The following is a 17,126-nucleotide window of genomic DNA, read 5'->3' as shown; positions in this document are numbered from 1 at the left end:
GCGCTTCTGTCCGGAAAGGCCGGTCGGCATTCGCCGCGCCCGCGAGGATCGCACGGCACCGGGCTACGCTGGAGCGGTGAGCACGCAGAGGGTTTTCGTCGCACGCCTGGCCGGGTGCGCCGTGTTCGATCCGGTGGGCGACCGCCTCGGCAAGGTCCGCGACGTCGTCGTCATCTACCGAAAAGACGACCCGCCCCGCGTGATCGGTCTGATCGTCGAGATCCCCGGCCGTCGCCATGTGTTCGTGTCGATCGGGCGGGTCACCTCCATCGCGACCGGCCAGGTCATCACGACGGGCCTGATCAACGTGCGTCGTTTCCAGCAGCGCGGCGGCGAGGTGCGCGTGATGGCCGAGATGATCGGGCGGCGTGTGTCGCTCAGCGACGGATCAGGCGACGCCGTCATCGAAGACGTGGCGATCGAGCGTGATCGCCTCGGCCAGTGGGACGTCGGTCAGCTGTTCCTGCGTCACCCGAAAACCAGCTCCTCGCCCTTCGCGAAGGGCGCGACCTCATTCGCGATGTGGTCGCAGGTGCGCGAGCAGCAGCTGCCCGGCGAGTCGCAGTCGGCAGAGCAGCTCGTGGCGAGCTACTCGGAGATGAAGCCCGCCGACCTCGCCAACACCCTGCTCGACCTGCCGGAGGAGCGCCTCTTCGAAGTGGTCGACGAGCTCTCGGACGACCGTCTCGCCGACGCCCTCGAGGAGATGCCCGAAGAGGAGCAGGTGCACATCCTCGAATCGCTCGGCGACGAGCGCGCCGCCGACATCCTCGATGCGATGGAGCCGGATGACGCGGCCGACGTGCTCGGCCAGCTCACCGAGGAGCAGCGCGAAGAGCTCCTCGAGCTGATGGAGCCCGAAGAGGCCGAAGACGTCCGCGCGCTGCTGAAGTACCTGCCCGACACCGCGGGCGGACTCATGACCCCCGAGCCGATCGTGCTGTCGGCCGATGCGACCGTCGCCGAGGCCCTGGCCCTCATCCGTCGCCACGAGCTGCACCCGGCGCTCGCGGCCGCCGTCTTCGTCACGCTCCCGCCCTACGAGACTCCCACGGGCCGCTTGCTCGGAACGGTGCATTTCCAGCGGATGCTGCGCTACCCGCCGCACGAGCGTCTCGGTGCGATCATCGACGACACGCTCGATCCCGTGCCGGTGGGCGCCTCCGCCGCCGAGGTCGCACGGATGCTCGCGAGCTACAACCTCGTCTCGCTCCCGGTCGTCGATCAGGCGCGACGGCTGGTGGGCGCGGTCTCGGTCGATGACGTGCTCGATTACCTCCTACCCGAGGATTGGCGGTCGCACGACGGCGATGACGAGTCCCGCCCGGCCGCACTTCCGGTGACGACAGCATCCGTCCCGAGGCGGCGATGATGGCGCGGGGCTCCCGTCAGCCCACGCTGGACGCCCCACGCGGGCGCTCCGGCATGCTGAGCCGCAACCCGCAGCCCTCCAGCGACCGGTTCGGGCGCTTCTCCGAGGCGTTCGCGCGCGGTATGGGCACGTCCGGGTTCTTGATCGGGATGACGATTTTCGTCGCCGTCTGGCTGTTGTGGAACACGTTCGCGCCTGTTCCCCTGCAGTTCGACCCCCGTGAGACGAACTTCACGCTGTTGACGCTCATCCTGTCGCTGCAGGCTTCCTACGCCGCTCCCCTCATCCTGCTCGCGCAGAACCGCCAGGACGACCGCGACCGGGTGCAGATCGAACAGGACAGGCAGCGCGCGGAGCGGAACCTCGCCGACACGGAGTACCTCGCCCGCGAGATCGTCGCGCTGCGCATGGCCGTCAACGACTTCCATCACGACGTCATGACCAAGGATGTGCTGCGGGCCGAGCTCAGGACGCTGCTGGACCGCCTCGACGCGCCCGGCACCCCCAAGAAGTGACACGCGAAGAGGTGGCGGCCGGCCTCACCGAGGTCGTCCGTCGCGCGGTCGGGGCGGTCATCGATCCCGAGCTGCGACGGCCGCTGGCCGAACTCGACATGGTCCGCGGTGTCAGCGTCGACGGCGCCACCGCCCACGTCGAGATCGCGCTCACGATCGTGGGATGCCCCGCCGCAGCGCGCATCGAATCCGAGGTGCGAGCGGCCGCCGCATCCGTTCCCGGCGTCTCGGTCGTCGAACTCGCCGTGGGGGTCATGTCGCCCGACGAGCGCCGCGCGCTCACCGAGAAGCTCCGCGGCGGGAGACCAGCCAGGCAGATGCCGTTCGGGCCAGGATCTCTCACCCGCGTGATCGCCGTGACGAGCGGTAAGGGCGGCGTCGGAAAATCCACGGTCACCGCGAACCTCGCCGTCGCCCTCGCGGAGCGGGGCCTGGCGGTCGGACTCGTCGACGCCGACGTGCACGGGTTCTCGATCCCCGCCCTGCTCGGGCTCGTGGACGCGGACGGACTGCCCCCTTCGCCGACGCGGATCGACGATCTGATGCTCCCGCCCGTGGCCCACGGCGTGAAGACGATCTCGATCGGGATGTTCCTGCGGCGCAGCACCGACGGTCCGCTCGGAGCCGTCGCGTGGCGCGGGCCGATGCTGCACCGCACGATCCAGCAGTTCCTCACCGACGTGTATTTCGGCGACCTCGACGTGCTGCTGCTGGACATGCCGCCGGGCACGGGCGACGTCGCGATCTCGGTCGGCCAGCTGCTGCCGCAGGCCGATGTGCTCGTGGTCACCACTCCCCAGTCGGCCGCGTCGGATGTGGCCGTACGCAGCGGTCTGGTCGCCCGTCAGACGGGGCAGCGGGTGATCGGCGTCGTGGAGAACATGGCGGCGATGACGCTGCCCGACGGCACCACCCTCGATCTGTTCGGTGCCGGCGGTGGCGCGCAGGTCGCCGCCGACCTCTCGCAGGACGGCGACGAGGTGCGCGTGCTCGCCTCCATCCCGCTCAGCACCGCGCTGCGCGCCGACGGCGACGACGGCGCGCCGGTGGTGCTCGCCCACCCGCACGATCCGGCGGCCGTCGCGATAGCCGCCCTCGCCGCCGAACTCGCGGCCCAGCCCCGCGGACTCGCCGGAAAGTCGTTGCCGTTCGCCCCACGCTGAGGGTGCGGCTGCGCTGAGGCAGGATTGGTCGGGTGAGTGTCGTGCGACCAGACCTCTACGTGTCCGTGACCGGGCGACCCGCCACAGAGCGCAGTGACCATCGGCGGCGCGATGTCTTGCCGGCATCGTTGCGAACCGGCTCGGTGACCAGTTCGATGGATGCCGGGGCACGGGGTCCTAGCCGCGCTTTCGCCCACGCCATCACCGCGTCACGATCGACCGTCGCGTCGCCGATGTCGACGACGGCCCCGATCTTCTGGCCCAGGGCCTCGTCGGCCACACCGAACGCCACGGCGCTGCGCACGGCGGGGTGCGCCTCGAGCACGCGCTCGACCTCGGTGGGGTAGATCTTCTCGCCGCCCCGATTGATGACATCGTCCTCGCGGTCGACGAGGTAGAGGTAGCCGTCTTCGTCGATCCGCCCGAGGTCGCCGAGCGTGTCCCAGCCGGCGACGTCACGCCGCGAGTCTGCTCCGACATACTCGTACGACGAGCGCTCACCACGCCGCATCCAGACCAGGCCGACCGACCCCACGGGCTGCGCCTGGCCGCTGCCCGAACGGATCTGCACCTCCGTGCTCCCGATCGGTCGCCCCACACTCCCGGGGTGGACGAGCCACTCGTCGCCGCGGATCATGGTCAGCCCGTTGGACTCAGACCCGGCGTACACCTCCACCACCCGCTCGGCACCGACCCACTCGAGGAAGGCGCGCTTGAGATCCGGCGCGCAGGGCGCGCCCATGTGCAGCAGCGACTCGACGGAGGCCACGCGATCGGGGCCGCGTTCTGCCGAAGGCACCCGCAGCAGCCGGTGCATCATCGTCGGTACGACCAGGGCCCAAGTGACGCGGTGCTGCTGGACGCCGTCCAGCCACGCCCGCTCGTCGAAGCGCGGCAGAATGACCAGTCGGTGCCCGGTCAAGAGCCCCCGAAACGCGTACGTGAACGTCGCGGAGTGCGCCATCGGCCCCGACACCAGCTGAGTTGCGCGCAACGGCAGGAAATCGGCGACGGGTCGTGTGGGATCGAGCAAGGCGGGTGCGGTAGATCGCACCACTTTCGGGTTGCCGGTCGAGCCCGAGCTCGTCGGAGCCTTCCACGACGCGGCCGCCAGGTCGGGCAGCGTGTGCGGGTTCGGCGGTGCCTGCACCGTCTCGAACCACTCGATGCCGGCTGTCCGCGGACGCACTCCGATCGCCGCGGCGGGCCGCGAAATGCGCTCGACTTCCGCTCGCTCGTCGTCGGTCAGGGTGAGCGCGACGGGCTCGGGCGTCGCGCCGGCCTTCCAGATCGCCGCGCACGCGATCACGAAATCTCTCCCATTCGGGAGTGAGACGATGACCAGGTCGTCGTGCACCACGCCGCGTGCGCGAAGTGCGTGCGCGAGGCGGGTTGCCGCGTCATCGAGTTCTGCCGCAGTGAAGGAGCCGTCCTCATCGATGACGACGACTCGATCGGGGTCGTTCGCCCCTAGGTCAGTGATGATCGATGAAATCGACTGCCGCACCATGACTGCCTTCCGCATTGAGCAGATCCTCGTAGAACGCGTCGTGGGCGCGAGCGGCAGCATCCCACGTATACGACGCCGCCAAGCGGCGCCCGGGTTGCGGGTCGTGCGCGCCGCCGAGATCGATGACCCGTTCGATGGCCGCCGCGATACCGGCGACGTCGTGCGCGTAGCTCACCGTCACCCCGAAGACCTCGCGCAGCACGAGCAGATCACGCGCCACGACCGGCACGCCGGCGGCGAGCGCCTCCATCGCCGCCAGACCGAAGCCCTCTTTCGTCGACACGAAGCCCAGCGCTCGCGCTGCGGCGACGAGGGGTGGCACGTCGTCGTCGGGCAAAGTGCCGAGGATCGTGGGCTGCAATCCGAGCTCAGCGGCCCTGCGGTCGAACTCCTCGCGATACGGGCGATAGTCGAACAGCGTCTCACCCCCGCCGAACACGAGACGAAGATCAGGATGCTTCGCCCGCACCCGCGCAAACGCCTCCAGCAGGTCGATCGACCCCTTTCGCGGCTCGATCCCACCCAGCGCGAGCACGTAACCGCCGAGCTGCGTGCGCCACCGGTCACGCTCCGCTTCGCCTGCGACGCCGGCAGCAGCGATGAAGCGCTCGGCATCCACGCCGTTCGGGATCACCGTTGCGTCGTAGCCGTACTCGAGCGCGACCTCGGCTGCGACAGCGCGCGACACACAGATGCGTGCGACGGGCTCGTGTATCGCGCGCTCGTGGCATTCGATCAACCGCGGGGTCGTGAACGCGTCCAAGTGATGAATGGTGCGCACGCAGGCGCGCCCCGCCGCGATCACGGCGTTCGCCGAGATGCAGTCCTGCGCGTGCACGATGTCAGCCTCGCTCGAAAAGGCCTCCGACATGGTGCTGATCGACCGCTCGATCCTCGCCCCGATCTCCTCGCCGTCGCGGGTCTCGAAAGGAACGACCCGCACCGCGACCGCCGGATCGACCTCCCGGAAGAAGGCCGTGTCGTCGCCGCGTCCGAGGGTCCAGATCTCCACGTCGTGCCCCAGCGCGGCGAGCGCCTCGGAGAGGGCGAGGGTATGCACGACCCCGCCCCGCGGTTTGGTCGAATACGTGACCTGCGCGATTCTCACTTCTTCTCGCCGGTGATCCGGTACGCGTGCTCGGCGCGTTGATCGAGGTGGTGCAGTGATCGACGCGCACGAGCGATGGATGCTGTCACATCGGCCTCCGCGATGGCGAGCCCGCCCTTCGCCCAGGTCTTGGCGATGATCTCCCCCGCCGGATCGACGATCTTCGCCTGACCGAGAAAGCGGAGCCCGCCGAGCACACCCGTCTGATTCGACGAGACGAGGTACACCTGGTTCTCGGCGGCACGCGCGCAGTCGTAGAGGTCGAACAGGTGCGCCTGGCGGTCGTTGCGGATGCGGTCGGAGCGGTCGGTGACGCTCGCGGGCCACGCGCTCAGGCAGGCGAGGATCTGCGCACCGTCCAGGGCCAGCGACCGCGCGGACTCGGGGAAGGTCTTGTCGAAGTCGATGAGCATGCCGACGCGACCGACCGGGGTGTCGAACGCGGCGAACCGGTCGCCGGCCCGATAGACGTCGGACTCGCCGAGCGGCAGATGCACTTTGCGGTGAGTGTCGAGGATACCGTCGCCGGTCACGCACACGGCCGTGTTATATCGCACCTCGGCGCCGTCGATGACCGCCCGCTCCGCCAGACCGAAGCACACGGTCATGTCGCGGGCGAGCGCGACCACCGCCGCGACTTCGGGCCCGTCGAGGTCGACTGCCAGTGGTGCGCTGTCCACGTCGTCAGCGGGATGCTCCAGATCGAGCAGGTAGCCTCCGATCGTCGCGTCGGGCAGCACGAGGAGGTCGACGCCCTTGTCCCGCGCCTGCGCGATGATGCCCGGCAGCTTCGCGAGGGTGCGATCGACGTCTCTCCCGAAGTGCGCGGCGACGCCGGCCATCGTGACGCTACCGGTCTTCGGGGCAGTGACCATTCGTTCAGGGTATAGCGCAGCATCCCGGTCCCCTCAGGCGACGCGGACCCGCTCGTGCGCGATGGTCCCGATCACGTCGGCGATGTGCTCGGCGTCGCGCGCGATCGCGTGGAAGCGCCCCGACCCCCACGTCCGCATCCACGGCAGGCCGATGAACTGGAAACCCGGCACCGCGGTGACCCCCCAGGAATGCGCGGGGTGCCCTTCCTGGTCGAGAACGTCCAGATCGCCGAGCCACGACCAGTCGGCGCGGAATCCGATCGACCAGATGACGGTCGCGACCTCTTCCGCAGGGAGCGTGGTGGGGATGCTGCCGGGATGCCACACCGCTCGGTAGCGGTCTTCGCGCGGAGCGTCGATCCCCTCGCGATCGATGTAGCGGTCTATGTCGTTCTTGATCGATTCGGCCACCGAGTCGGCGTAGTCGAGGTTCTCGGCGAGCGACTCGTCGAAGCGGAAGGCGTCTTCGGAGAAGCCCGTCGCGCGACCGTACAGCCCCATCCCGCGTAGGGCGAATTCGCGAAGATCGATGTCGCGCCCGCCGTCGCGTCCGGTGACGTAGTGGTTTGTCGACTCGCGTTTGGCCAGACCCCTCGTCTCGACGGCGAGGTCGTAGATGCCCATCTCGGCAAGCCACGTCATGCAGTCTCTGCCTCGATAGAAGCGGGCCACGCGCGGCGCACGCCCGAGAGCCAGGTGCACATCGCGTCCCTCCAGCAGCAGGTCCTCCGCGATCTGGGTTCCGGATTGCCCAGACCCGATGACGAGCACCGGGCCGCCCGGCACCTGATCGGCGTTGCGGTACTCGTGGGAGTGCAGCTGGAAGATGCTGGTGGGGATGCTGGCGGCCCACGCGGGGGTGACCGGCAGGTGATAGCCCCCGGTGGCGGAGGTGACCGAGTCGGCCGTGACTGTGCCGGCGCTGGTGTGCACGATGAACCCCCCTCCCGGACGCTGCTGCACGAGGGTGACCGCGACACCTTCGGCGACCGGAGCGTCGAAGGTGTCGGCGTAGCGCCTCGACCAGGCGAATACCTCGTCGCGGGTCATGAAGCCGTCGGGGTCGTTCCCGTCGTAGGGGTAGCCCGGCAACCGGCAGTGCCAATTCGGCGTGACCAGTGTGAACTTGTCCCACCGCCCGTCGCGCCACTCGTGCACGACGGTGTCTCGCTCGATGACGACGTGGGGCACACCGGCCTGCACAAGGTGCCAGCTCACGGAGAGCCCCGCCTGCCCACCCCCGACGATGATCGCGTCGAAGTGGTCTCCCTCGTGCAGCCGCACGGGGATCACGCGGGGCTCCCGTCAAGCCCGGGTTGGATCGCAACGATCTCGACCTCGCCGGCGGGGTAGGACTGCGCCTCCTGGGCGATCGCCTGTTCCGATTGCATCGCAGAGGTGCAGGCGAAGCCGTACTTCGCGTGGACGCGCTCGCTCGCGATGGCGAGCGCTTCGCTCGTGCGTCCGACGAAGTCCGAGACCGGGTAGCGCGCTCCGACGGTGAGGAAATCGTGGATGACCAGGCTCGGCGAGTAGTGCGAGGTCTGTCGGCCGTCCGGCCACCGGACGGCGAAGGTCAGCTCAGGCATGAGCCAGTTCCCTCCAGCGGTTGGCGTGCGCGGCGTCGTGCCCGGTGTCGGTGACGGGTCCGTAGACATCGGGACGCCGGTCGCGAAGGTGGAACATCCCACCCCGCATCGAGCGGAAGGCGGCATCCACATCGATGTCGGCGACGGCGAGGCCGGCTCCGAGCAGGGTCGTGGCGAGCACGTTTCCGCCGGGATCGACGACCTTCGCGTTGCCCACGTAGCGCAGCGACCCGAACGTTCCGGACTGGTTCGACGCCATCCAGAACACCTGATTGTCCAGCGCCCGGGCGATATCGAACTGGTTGAACCGGTAGGTCCAGCGGTCGTCCTGCAGATTCTCGGCGGTGGCGGTCCGCGCTGCGGGCCAGGCCGACATGCTGACGATGATCTCGGCGCCATCGAGCGCCAGCATCCGCGCCGCCTCGGGGAAGGCCTTGTCGTAGCAGATCTGCATTCCCACCCGCGCGAGGGGAGTGTCGAAGGCGTGGTATTCCGACCCCGCCGAATACGACAGGTGCTCGCCGAGCGGCTGGTGCACCTTGCGGTACGAGCCGTAGATCGCGCCGCCGTCGAGGCACACGGCCGCGTTGTAGCGCGTTTCGCCGTCGTCGTCGAGCTCGCAGAATCCGATGGTCACGATCGTGTCGCCGGCGAGCTTCTGCACCTTCTTGAGCTCGGGCCCGTCGAGGCGGATGGCGGGGGGCAGCGATCGCTTCGTGGTCTGCACCGTCTCCTGCACCGTGTCGCCGTGGTTGCCCAGCGACGAGAGATAGCCGCCGATCGCCGCCTCCGGGAAGGCGACGAGCCGTGCGCCCTGCGCTCGCGCGTCTTCGAGGAGTTGCGCCACGAGCGCGTAGTTCTGATCGAGATCTCGAGTGAAATTCGCCGATACCGACGCGACAGTGAGAGTCATCCGAGGGCTCTCAGAGGTTGTAGGTGGAGTTGATGATCGCACCCTTGCGGGCGTAGTAGATCAGCGCGTCCTGCACGTCGAGCGGATGAGCGGGGATGACGCCTTCGATGAGGTCTTCCTCTCGGATGCCGTGCAGCGCCAGACCGAACCGGCAGGCGTACACCGTGCCACCCTCCTTGATGAAGGTCTCGAGCGAGCCGTTCATGTTCAGCTCTCCCGGGAAACCGGAGTCTCCGGTCGTGGGGAAGCCCCGGTTCGCCGAGCACGCGAGGGTGCCGGGGCCGTAGAAGTAGATCGCCGACTCGAACCCTTTGCGCAGTGCCCGCGTCGCCTGCAGGATCGCGACGAAGCTGACAGACGACTCGTGCGGGATGCCGTGGATCAACGTGAAGTAGGTCTCGCCGTCTTCGGCCTGGAAGTCGGGGAAGAGCTTGGTCGACCCGTAGATGTTGGTGCCCTTGGGGAGGGAGGGATGCGGGATCTCGCCGAGCGAGGTGGCGATGTTCTGGGCGATCTGGGCGTCGAGGTCTTCGGGCATGTTCGTCTCTCTTTCGTGTGGGTGATGCACGGGATGGAACGGGAGGGTGGGTCAGGTCGTCGGTGTCGCGGGTCCGAGCCCCGTGGGGGACGTCGTGCACGCTTCGGTCTCGGCGCCGTCCGGCCAGCGAAGTCGCACGCCTTCGCCGTCGTCGAGCACGCCGATGGCGGCCGAGGTCGCCAGCTCGGAGGCGATACGCGACCGGCCGGGGCGATCGGCGGTCAGCATCCCGAATCCGGGAAAGCAGGTGAGCCAGTCCCCGAACGCCACGTCGTCGGGTGCGGGGATATCGGCGACGTCGACGCTCAGCCCTGTGCCGGAGGCCTCGGCGAGCATGGCCGCGCTGCCGATGATGCCGCCCATGCTGACGTCTTTCGCGGCGGCAGGACGCGCGCGGCGCACGAGCGACCCGAGTTCACGCAGCTCGGCGCCGGACCGCGCCGACGTGGTGTCCCATTGGCGTCCTTCGAAGCCGTGGCGCCAGCTTCCGCGCAGGTCGACGGTGAGGCTGAGTGCGTCGCCCACGCGTCCGCCGCCGCCGGGAATCGGATGCTTCGTCCTGCCGAGAGCCGTGACCGACAGGGCTGCGGGCACGCCGATCTGCGTGTGTCCGCCGAGAACGGCGATGCCCCAGGCATCCGCCCCACTGCGGAGGCCCCCGAGGATGCGGCGGGCGAAGGATGCCGTCGGCGCCGCGACCGCATCGAGCAGTCCGATGGGGTGTGCGCCCATTGCCGCCAGGTCGTTGACGTTCACCAGCACGGCGCACCAGCCCGCCCACTCCGGGTCGCGCTCGATCATCGCGGGCAGGATCGCGTCGCACGCGGCGATGACATCGGTGCCGGGGAGCGGTGCGCCGTCGTCGCCGACGAAGCCGGCCCCGCCGAGGGCGGCGGGGCCGTCGCCGCGAAGCCTGCCGACCAGCTCCCCCAGTGGTCCTTTCGTCGCGCTCACGAGTTGCTGCACCCGGTCGATCGGCCACCGCATGCGCACGTGCGGCACGCCGCCGATCGTGGTTTCGCCCCACGCATGCCACCCGAGGTGGCGGAACAACGGCTCGTTGCGCGCCTGCACGGTGGCCTCGAACCGCAGCACGCCCGATCGGAGCGCGGTCGCGCACGCCTCACGCACCAGCGCCGATCCGATGCCGCCCGCCGCCCGGGCGTCCCTGCGCACGACCAGCCGGCTGCCGGTCCACCATCCGATGTCGCGTCCTTCGATTGCTGGTGCCAGGCGAACTCCACCCAGCACGTATCCGGTCGCATCGACGCAGACGAGCACGATCGTGCGAGGGTCATCGTCTATGCGATCGGAATCGTCGGCGTCGAAGATTCCCTGCTCGGCGACGAACACCTCGCGTCGGATGGCGCGATACGCGTCGAGTTGGCTCTTCGTGGCCAGTTCGATGCTCCACTGCGCCCCTCGCGCCCGCGAGCTGGGCGCGCTCCCGGTGATGACCGGAACCTCGAGCATGTCAGGCACCGGCTGTCTTGAGCACGCTGCACGCACCGCACGCGGCGCATCCTGCGCGCTGATCCTCGCCGCGCATGCCCGCTGCCTCGAGGAGTACGGCGACCCGGTTGGTCACGGAGTGCAGCACGCTGCGATGCGGCGCGGGCACATGGTCGACGTCGGTGGCCAGCGTGCCCTTGAGCGGGCGGAACGGAACCACGAACGGGTACACGCCCATCTCGATCAGTTCGCGTGCGCCCTCCACGAGCTCATCGGGGTCTTCGCCCATGCCGACAAGCAGATAAGTCGAGACCTGGTTCCAGCCGAATACTCGTACCGCCTCACGCCATGCGGCGCGGTACTCATCCATCGTGACCTGCGACTTACCCGGCATCCATCGCTGCCGAACGGCGTCGTCCATCGACTCGACGTGGATGCCGATCGATCGCGCTCCGGCTTCGTAGAGTTCGGTGATGGCGCGCAGGTCAGCCGGCGGTTCGCACTGCACCTGGATCTCGAGATCGGGCACCGCCTTCTTCACCGCGCGCACGCAGCGGGCGAGGTGCTTGGCACCGCGATCCCAGCCGTTCGAGGTGCCGGTGGTCATCACCATGTTCGTGACGCCGTCCAGGCGAGTCGCTGCCTCTGCGACCTCGGCGAGCATCGCCGGGGTCTTCACGGCGACCGTGAGCCCCGCATCCAACGACGCCTCGATCGCACAGAACCGGCAGCGCTCGCTCTCGTCGTACCGCACGCAGGTCTGGACGACCGTGGTCGCGAGCACGTTCTTGCCGTGGAGTTTCGCGATCTTCTCGTAGTTGATTCCGTCCGCGGTTTCGAGATCGTAGAAGCGCGGTCGCACCACCGGCGACACGTCGAAGCCGAGGTCGGCGCCGTCCCTCACCAGTCGACCGCTCGAGGTGACCACGTAAGGACTGTTCGAGTTGAGCGGAATCGCGGCGCTCTCGCCGTTTATGATGAAGTGCCCGTCGTCGCTCGGCCCGGCGCCGCCCGCTCGTCGCACCGGCGCGTTGCTTCTCACCCCGAGCAGCGCGATGTTCACGCGAGTCGAGAGGTGCTTCTCGGTTTCGGTGGAAGTGACGGATGCGGGAGTCATACGTCCAGTAGACGGCCCGCCTGTTTCGGGGTGGCTACGAGCGGAATGCGGGTGTGTTTCGGCCCGAGAAGATTGCGTTTCGTGAGTCTGGTCTCGAACGTGTCGTCCTGCGTCGGCGGGGGGGGGCGGTGACCGTACGCGGTTGCGTGCCTAGGTCGCCTCCGAGTCGAACGGCGTGTCCACCGCGTCGCCGCGCTCCATCGCCGCGGCTCCCGCCGCCGTCATCGCCGCCGTCACCGACGCCGCCGTCGCGGCCGCCTTCACGGTCGGCACGGGCGCGTCGTCCAGCAGCGCCTCGCGGATGATGCGGCGCGGGTCGTATTGCCGGGGGTCGAGTTTGCGCCAGTCGACGTCGTCGAACTCGGGCCCCATCTCCTCCTTGACGCGGCTACGAGCCCCGCGCAGGAACTCTCGTGCTCGACCGGCCCAGTGCGCGAGCCCCTCGGCGTAGCGAGGCAGCCGTTCGGGTCCGATGAGCACTGCCGCGATCACGCCGATCAGCAGAAGCTTCTCGATCGTGAGCCCGAAGAACATGCCTTCAGATTACCCGCCGCGCCTGAGGGCATCGCCGTGCGCGCGCGCGTAGTGTGAGCAGCGGAGGAGCACGCATGGCCGGATACGACGCGAACGACAGGTTCGCCGCCGAGTCCGTCATCGAGCCCGACCACATCGCGCGCGCACGGGCGCATGCCCTCGAGCTCGGGGCTAACCCCGTGAGCGCTGCCGTGGGTGCGCAGATCGCGGTGCTGTCGGCCGCATCCGCAGCCCTGAATATCGTCGAGATCGGCACGGGAGCGGGGGTGTCGGGGCTCTGGCTCATCCACGGCTCACCCCGCGCGACCCTCACGACGATCGACAATGAGCCCGAGCATCTGAATGCCGCCCGTCAGGCGTTCACAGATGCGCGGATTCCGGCTGCGCGCGCGCGATTCATCACGGGACGCGCCGCGGATGTCCTCCCCCGCATGAATGAGGCGTCCTACGACATCGTGCTGGTCGACGCCGACCCCGAGGGCGTCATCGAGTACGTCGAGCACGGCCTGCGTCTGGTGCGACCCGGCGGGACCGTGCTAGTGCCTCGAGTGCTCGGCGGCGGCGCCGTGGCCGATCCGGTGCGCCGCGATCCGCAGACCACCGCCTACCGGTCGCTCATTCAAGAGACGCAGTCCTCCCCCGCGGTCATCGGCGCACTCTCGATCGTGGGCGAGGGTCTGCTGCAGCTGACGACGCTCCCCGATCCGCGCGACTGACGCGGACCGCATCGGCCTCGGACCGCCGGGCCGGTCCTCCGACGACGGAACGGCCGGTCAGAAGACCGGCCGTTCCAGAACTCACGCGTCTATGGAATCGCGTCGGATCACGCGGGTGCGACAACCCCGCCGAGCACGTCGTAGAGCTCCTTGGCTTCGGCGTCGTTCACGGAGACGACAAGGCGCCCACCGCCCTCGAGCGGCACACGGACGATGATCAGACGCCCTTCCTTCACGGCCTCCATTGGTCCGTCTCCGGTCCTCGGCTTCATCGCTGCCATCGTGGGTCCTTTCCTCGTAGGTCTGCACACTGAGTTTATCGTGCGCTGAGAGTCGCGCAGTTCCGCGGTAATTGCGGGTCACGGTATCTGCCAGTACGTGTTGCCCAGCGCGTACATGTTGTAGATCCACCACCACTGCCCGAGGAGGCAGGCTGCCAGCACCCCGACACGCCAGATCAGCGAGCGCGGCATCGCGGCGGCGCCCCAGAGCGGCGAGATCGGCAGAAGCAGGCGGAAGATGCTGGACTGCGGGAAGAACACGACGAGCAGATAGCCGAGGTAGCTCGCGATCCACAGCCGCAACTCGAGACCGAGTCTGCGGACGTGCGGCTCGAAGATCAGCAGTGCGGCGACGCCGATCACGGATGCTGCGAGCACCACGTATCCGGTCCCCACGCCCCATCCCCACGAGCCGAACCAGAACGCGGCGCCGCGAAGGAATCCGTCGAACGGCACGAACGCGCTGTCTGCGCCCGTCAGCCAGTTCCGCCGCCACGCGAGCTCGGTCGCGAGATACGCGCCCGTATCGCCCGTCACGACGCCGGCGATCACCTGCCACGCGAAGCCGACCACCACCGACAGTCCGCCGAGAGCCACGATGTGGACGATCTCGCGCCCGCGGAGCGGCTCGACACGGCGGCGGATCCATCGCGAAATGCCGAACAGCCCGAGGAACAGTGCGAACGCGAGCACACCAGGCCGCGTGAAACCCATCAGCGGAACGAGCAGATACAGCCATCCGTATCGACGCCGCTGCACGAGCAGGAGTGCGAGGAACAGCCACAGCAGGAACAGCGACTCCGCGTACCCGACCTGGAACATCGCCGCCAGCGGCGCCGAGGCGAAGAAGACGACCGCCCACGTCGCGGTTTGCTGGTCGAGGGCGGGCTGAGGGCCGCCAGGATGCTGCGACCCGGCCGGGCGGAGCATCCGATAGAAGACCAGGCAGGCGAGGTATCCCGCCACCAGCGAGATCACGACCGCCGCGGTTCCCCACGATCCGAACACCGTGCCGAGAGCAGCCGACAGGTAGGCGTAGACCGGCATGAACGCCCACTGGTTCTCGGCGACGGCGCCGGTGCCGGTGAGCGGGAGCGTCACCGGGTAGCCGTTGACCGCGGTGAACCAGTACCACTGAGCATCCCAGCCGACCATGAGGTCGCCGATGCCCGCACCCGGCCCGAAACGCGAGCCGACCCCCGACAGTGATGCGGCGAGTAAGAGGAACCCCGTCGTGACGACCCGCGCGCCGAGGTAGAGGACGGCGATCCGCACCGCGACCGGCAGCGTGCGCCAGTGGCGCTTGTCCGTGCGCTCGGTCAGGAGGCCGTCAGCCACGACCGGAGTCCGCGTTCGACATCCTCGATCTGCGCGAGCGGCACACGCTCCTCGTCGTGGTGGGCGAGAGCAGGGTCGCCAGGCCCGTAGTTTACGGCGGGAACGCCCATCGCCGAGAAGCGCGCCACGTCTGTCCAGCCGTACTTGGGCCTCGGCACCGCACCGACAGCGGCGACGAATTCCTTCGCGAGCGGTGCGTCGAGGCCGGGGCGCGCTCCCGCGGCGACGTCGAGGATCTCGATGTCGAAGCCGGCGAACACGTCGCGGACGTGCTGTTCGGCGCCCGCGGCATCTCGACTCGGGGCGAAGCGGTAGTTGACCTCGACCTCGCACAGGTCGGGGATGACGTTGCCGGCCACTCCTCCGCCGATCCGGACGGCGTTGAGCCCCTCGCGGTAGTCCAGCCCGTCCACGCGCACTTCGCGGGCGCGGTATTCGGTCAGGCGGGTCAGGATCGGCGCGGCCTGATGGATGGCGTTCTCACCGATCCACGACCGCGCGCTGTGCGCCCGGACGCCGTGCGTGCGCACCATGACGCGCATGTTGCCGTTGCATCCACCCTCGACCTGGCCGCCCGAGGGCTCGCCCAGGATCGCGAAGTCGCCCGCGAACAGGTCGGGCCGGGTGCGGGAGAGCCGGGTGAGGCCGTTGAGGTCGGCATCCACCTCTTCGTGGTCGTACCACATCCAGGTGAGGTCGACACGGGGGGCGGTGAGCTCGGCGGCCAGCTTCAGCTGCACCGCGACGCCCGCCTTCATGTCGACGGTGCCGCGTCCCCAGAGATAAGCCTCGCCGTCGATCTCGACCTGGCGGGTCGGAACGTTGCCGTTGATCGGAACCGTATCGATGTGACCTGCGATCACGACGCGCTGCGCACGACCGAGCATCGTGCGCGCGACGATCGTGTCGCCGTCGCGGTAGACCTCGAGATGGCCGAGTTCTCGGATCGCGGCGTCGATCAGGTCGGCGAGAGCTCCCTCGTCACCCGAGACGCTGGGGATGTCGCAGATCGTCCGGGTGAGGTCGATCGACGACGCGGAGAGGTCGAGCTGCGGCATGCTCCGAGTCTATCGACCGGGCCTGTGGGCATTGTGTTCGCTAGCGTGGACTGCATGAGCGACGAGAGATGGATCTGGGGAATCGGCCTTGCGACGGCCTCCGCCGACGGGACGATTCTGGACACCTGGTTTCCCGAACCGCAGGTCGGTCGGGTGCCGCTCGGTTACGACCCCGCGATGCCGCCGGAGCAGCTCGAACAGCTCGCCGTACCCGATCCTCGGCGTGCGGTGACCGTCGAGACTCTGGCGATCGAGATCGACCTGGATGCGGCGCCCTCGTCCACACCGGACGCCTACCTTCGGCTGCATGCGCTCTCGCATCGTCTCGCCCAACCGAACAGCCTGAACCTCGATGGTGTCTTCGGCCACCTCCCGAATGTCGCCTGGACCACCGCGGGGCCGATGCACCCCGACGATCTCACCCGGCTGCGCCCCCTGCTGGTGCGTGACGGCATCCAGGTGCAGGGGCTGGACAAGTTCCCCCGGCTGCTGGACTACGTCACGCCTCCGGGCGTGCGGATCGCCGATGCGTCGCGCGTGCGCCTCGGCGCCTATCTCTCGCCGGGAACCACGGTGATGCACGAGGGCTTCGTCAACTTCAACGCCGGGACGCTGGGAACCTCGATGGTGGAAGGCCGCATCTCGCAGGGAGTGGTCGTCGGCGACGGCAGCGACATCGGCGGCGGATCATCGATCATGGGCACGCTCTCGGGCGGCGGCGCGCACCGAGTCTCGATCGGGCGACGCACGCTGCTCGGAGCCAATGCCGGTATCGGCATATCACTGGGCGACGACTGCGTCGTCGAGGCGGGGCTGTACGTCACCGCGGGATCGAAGATCGTCCTGGCCGACGAACCCGCCCGGCATGACGGATCCCGCCCTTCCGTGAAGGGCTCCGAGCTCTCCGGGCGCGACGGTCTGCTGTTTCGCCGCAACTCGCTCACCGGCGCGATCGAGGCCGTCCGGCGTGCGGGCGTGGGTGTGACTCTGAACGAGGCGCTGCACGCGTAGAGTCACAGCAATCCCGAGAGGAGCATCCGTGGGCAC

General features: G+C 68.8%; 18 protein-coding genes. 5 read left to right on the top strand and 13 right to left on the bottom strand.

Annotation, left to right across the window (positions count from 1 at the left end):
- Nucleotides 1-76: 76 nt before the first annotated feature.
- From ACFE6Z_RS01270 to ACFE6Z_RS01260, 3 genes are read left to right on the top strand one after another with little or no spacing between them, the layout of a single operon-like run.
- On the top strand, nucleotides 77-1,372 hold the full coding sequence (locus ACFE6Z_RS01270; RefSeq protein ID WP_375383879.1) for a magnesium transporter MgtE N-terminal domain-containing protein: 1,296 nt from the start codon (nucleotides 77-79) through the stop codon (nucleotides 1,370-1,372).
- A complete protein-coding gene (locus tag ACFE6Z_RS01265; RefSeq protein ID WP_375383878.1) occupies nucleotides 1,372-1,887 on the top strand; it encodes a DUF1003 domain-containing protein in 516 nt (171 codons plus the stop codon). The genes ACFE6Z_RS01270 and ACFE6Z_RS01265 overlap by 1 nt, the downstream gene beginning before the upstream one ends.
- On the top strand, nucleotides 1,884-3,050 hold the full coding sequence (locus ACFE6Z_RS01260; RefSeq protein WP_375383877.1) for an Mrp/NBP35 family ATP-binding protein: 1,167 nt from the start codon (nucleotides 1,884-1,886) through the stop codon (nucleotides 3,048-3,050). The genes ACFE6Z_RS01265 and ACFE6Z_RS01260 overlap by 4 nt, the downstream gene beginning before the upstream one ends.
- 55 nt (nucleotides 3,051-3,105) lie before the next feature.
- Here the strand turns inward: ACFE6Z_RS01260 and ACFE6Z_RS01255 are convergent, their stop codons facing one another.
- The 10 genes from ACFE6Z_RS01255 to ACFE6Z_RS01210 form a co-directional block, all read right to left on the bottom strand.
- Complete coding sequence (locus ACFE6Z_RS01255) at nucleotides 3,106-4,575, bottom strand: AMP-binding protein (protein ID WP_375383876.1); 1,470 nt, start codon at nucleotides 4,573-4,575, stop codon at nucleotides 3,106-3,108.
- Nucleotides 4,526-5,668, bottom strand: a complete 1,143-nt coding sequence (locus ACFE6Z_RS01250; protein ID WP_375383875.1) for an MSMEG_0565 family glycosyltransferase — start codon at nucleotides 5,666-5,668, stop codon at nucleotides 4,526-4,528. The genes ACFE6Z_RS01255 and ACFE6Z_RS01250 overlap by 50 nt, the downstream gene beginning before the upstream one ends.
- Nucleotides 5,665-6,543, bottom strand: coding sequence for a carbon-nitrogen hydrolase family protein (locus ACFE6Z_RS01245; RefSeq protein WP_375383874.1), 879 nt, complete (start codon nucleotides 6,541-6,543; stop codon nucleotides 5,665-5,667). The genes ACFE6Z_RS01250 and ACFE6Z_RS01245 overlap by 4 nt, the downstream gene beginning before the upstream one ends.
- Before the next feature lie 33 nt (nucleotides 6,544-6,576).
- Nucleotides 6,577-7,836, bottom strand: coding sequence for an MSMEG_0569 family flavin-dependent oxidoreductase (locus tag ACFE6Z_RS01240; RefSeq protein ID WP_375383873.1), 1,260 nt, complete (start codon nucleotides 7,834-7,836; stop codon nucleotides 6,577-6,579).
- A complete protein-coding gene (locus tag ACFE6Z_RS01235) occupies nucleotides 7,833-8,132 on the bottom strand; it encodes an MSMEG_0570 family nitrogen starvation response protein (RefSeq protein ID WP_375383872.1) in 300 nt (99 codons plus the stop codon). The genes ACFE6Z_RS01240 and ACFE6Z_RS01235 overlap by 4 nt, the downstream gene beginning before the upstream one ends.
- Nucleotides 8,125-9,045, bottom strand: a complete 921-nt coding sequence (locus ACFE6Z_RS01230) for a carbon-nitrogen hydrolase family protein (RefSeq protein ID WP_375383871.1) — start codon at nucleotides 9,043-9,045, stop codon at nucleotides 8,125-8,127. Before ACFE6Z_RS01230 ends, ACFE6Z_RS01235 begins: the two co-directional genes overlap by 8 nt.
- A 10-nt stretch (nucleotides 9,046-9,055) precedes the next feature.
- Nucleotides 9,056-9,583, bottom strand: a complete 528-nt coding sequence (locus ACFE6Z_RS01225; protein ID WP_375383870.1) for an MSMEG_0572/Sll0783 family nitrogen starvation response protein — start codon at nucleotides 9,581-9,583, stop codon at nucleotides 9,056-9,058.
- A gap of 51 nt (nucleotides 9,584-9,634) precedes the next feature.
- A complete protein-coding gene (locus ACFE6Z_RS01220) occupies nucleotides 9,635-11,056 on the bottom strand; it encodes an MSMEG_0567/sll0787 family protein (RefSeq protein ID WP_375384627.1) in 1,422 nt (473 codons plus the stop codon).
- Nucleotide 11,057: 1 nt separating this feature from the next.
- Nucleotides 11,058-12,152: an MSMEG_0568 family radical SAM protein gene (locus ACFE6Z_RS01215; protein WP_375383869.1), complete on the bottom strand. Its 1,095-nt coding sequence runs from the start codon at nucleotides 12,150-12,152 to the stop codon at nucleotides 11,058-11,060.
- A gap of 150 nt (nucleotides 12,153-12,302) precedes the next feature.
- Entirely contained in the window at nucleotides 12,303-12,686 is a 384-nt protein-coding gene (locus tag ACFE6Z_RS01210) for a Sec-independent protein translocase TatB (protein WP_375383868.1), read from the bottom strand.
- A gap of 74 nt (nucleotides 12,687-12,760) precedes the next feature.
- On the opposite strand from ACFE6Z_RS01210, the gene ACFE6Z_RS01205 reads away from it, so the two are divergent.
- Complete coding sequence (locus ACFE6Z_RS01205) at nucleotides 12,761-13,402, top strand: O-methyltransferase (RefSeq protein ID WP_375383867.1); 642 nt, start codon at nucleotides 12,761-12,763, stop codon at nucleotides 13,400-13,402.
- Between the two features lie 107 nt (nucleotides 13,403-13,509).
- Here the strand turns inward: ACFE6Z_RS01205 and ACFE6Z_RS01200 are convergent, their stop codons facing one another.
- From ACFE6Z_RS01200 to dapE, 3 genes are all read right to left on the bottom strand, one after another.
- Nucleotides 13,510-13,683 (bottom strand): DUF3117 domain-containing protein, encoded by a 174-nt coding sequence (locus ACFE6Z_RS01200; protein WP_127095811.1) that lies wholly within the window; start codon nucleotides 13,681-13,683, stop codon nucleotides 13,510-13,512.
- A 78-nt stretch (nucleotides 13,684-13,761) separates the two neighbouring features.
- Complete coding sequence (locus ACFE6Z_RS01195; protein ID WP_375383866.1) at nucleotides 13,762-15,021, bottom strand: hypothetical protein; 1,260 nt, start codon at nucleotides 15,019-15,021, stop codon at nucleotides 13,762-13,764.
- Nucleotides 15,003-16,079 (bottom strand): succinyl-diaminopimelate desuccinylase, encoded by a 1,077-nt coding sequence (gene dapE / locus ACFE6Z_RS01190; protein WP_375383865.1) that lies wholly within the window; start codon nucleotides 16,077-16,079, stop codon nucleotides 15,003-15,005. Before dapE ends, ACFE6Z_RS01195 begins: the two co-directional genes overlap by 19 nt.
- A gap of 54 nt (nucleotides 16,080-16,133) precedes the next feature.
- Between dapE and dapD the strand changes: the two genes are divergently transcribed.
- Nucleotides 16,134-17,090, top strand: a complete 957-nt coding sequence (gene dapD / locus ACFE6Z_RS01185; RefSeq protein ID WP_375383864.1) for a 2,3,4,5-tetrahydropyridine-2,6-dicarboxylate N-succinyltransferase — start codon at nucleotides 16,134-16,136, stop codon at nucleotides 17,088-17,090.
- Nucleotides 17,091-17,126: the final 36 nt, after the last annotated feature.

Origin of the sequence: uncultured Microbacterium sp. (assembly GCF_964244775.1) — a bacterium.
Lineage (GTDB): Bacteria > Actinomycetota > Actinomycetes > Actinomycetales > Microbacteriaceae > Microbacterium.
This window is presented reverse-complemented; position numbering and strand designations above follow the sequence as displayed.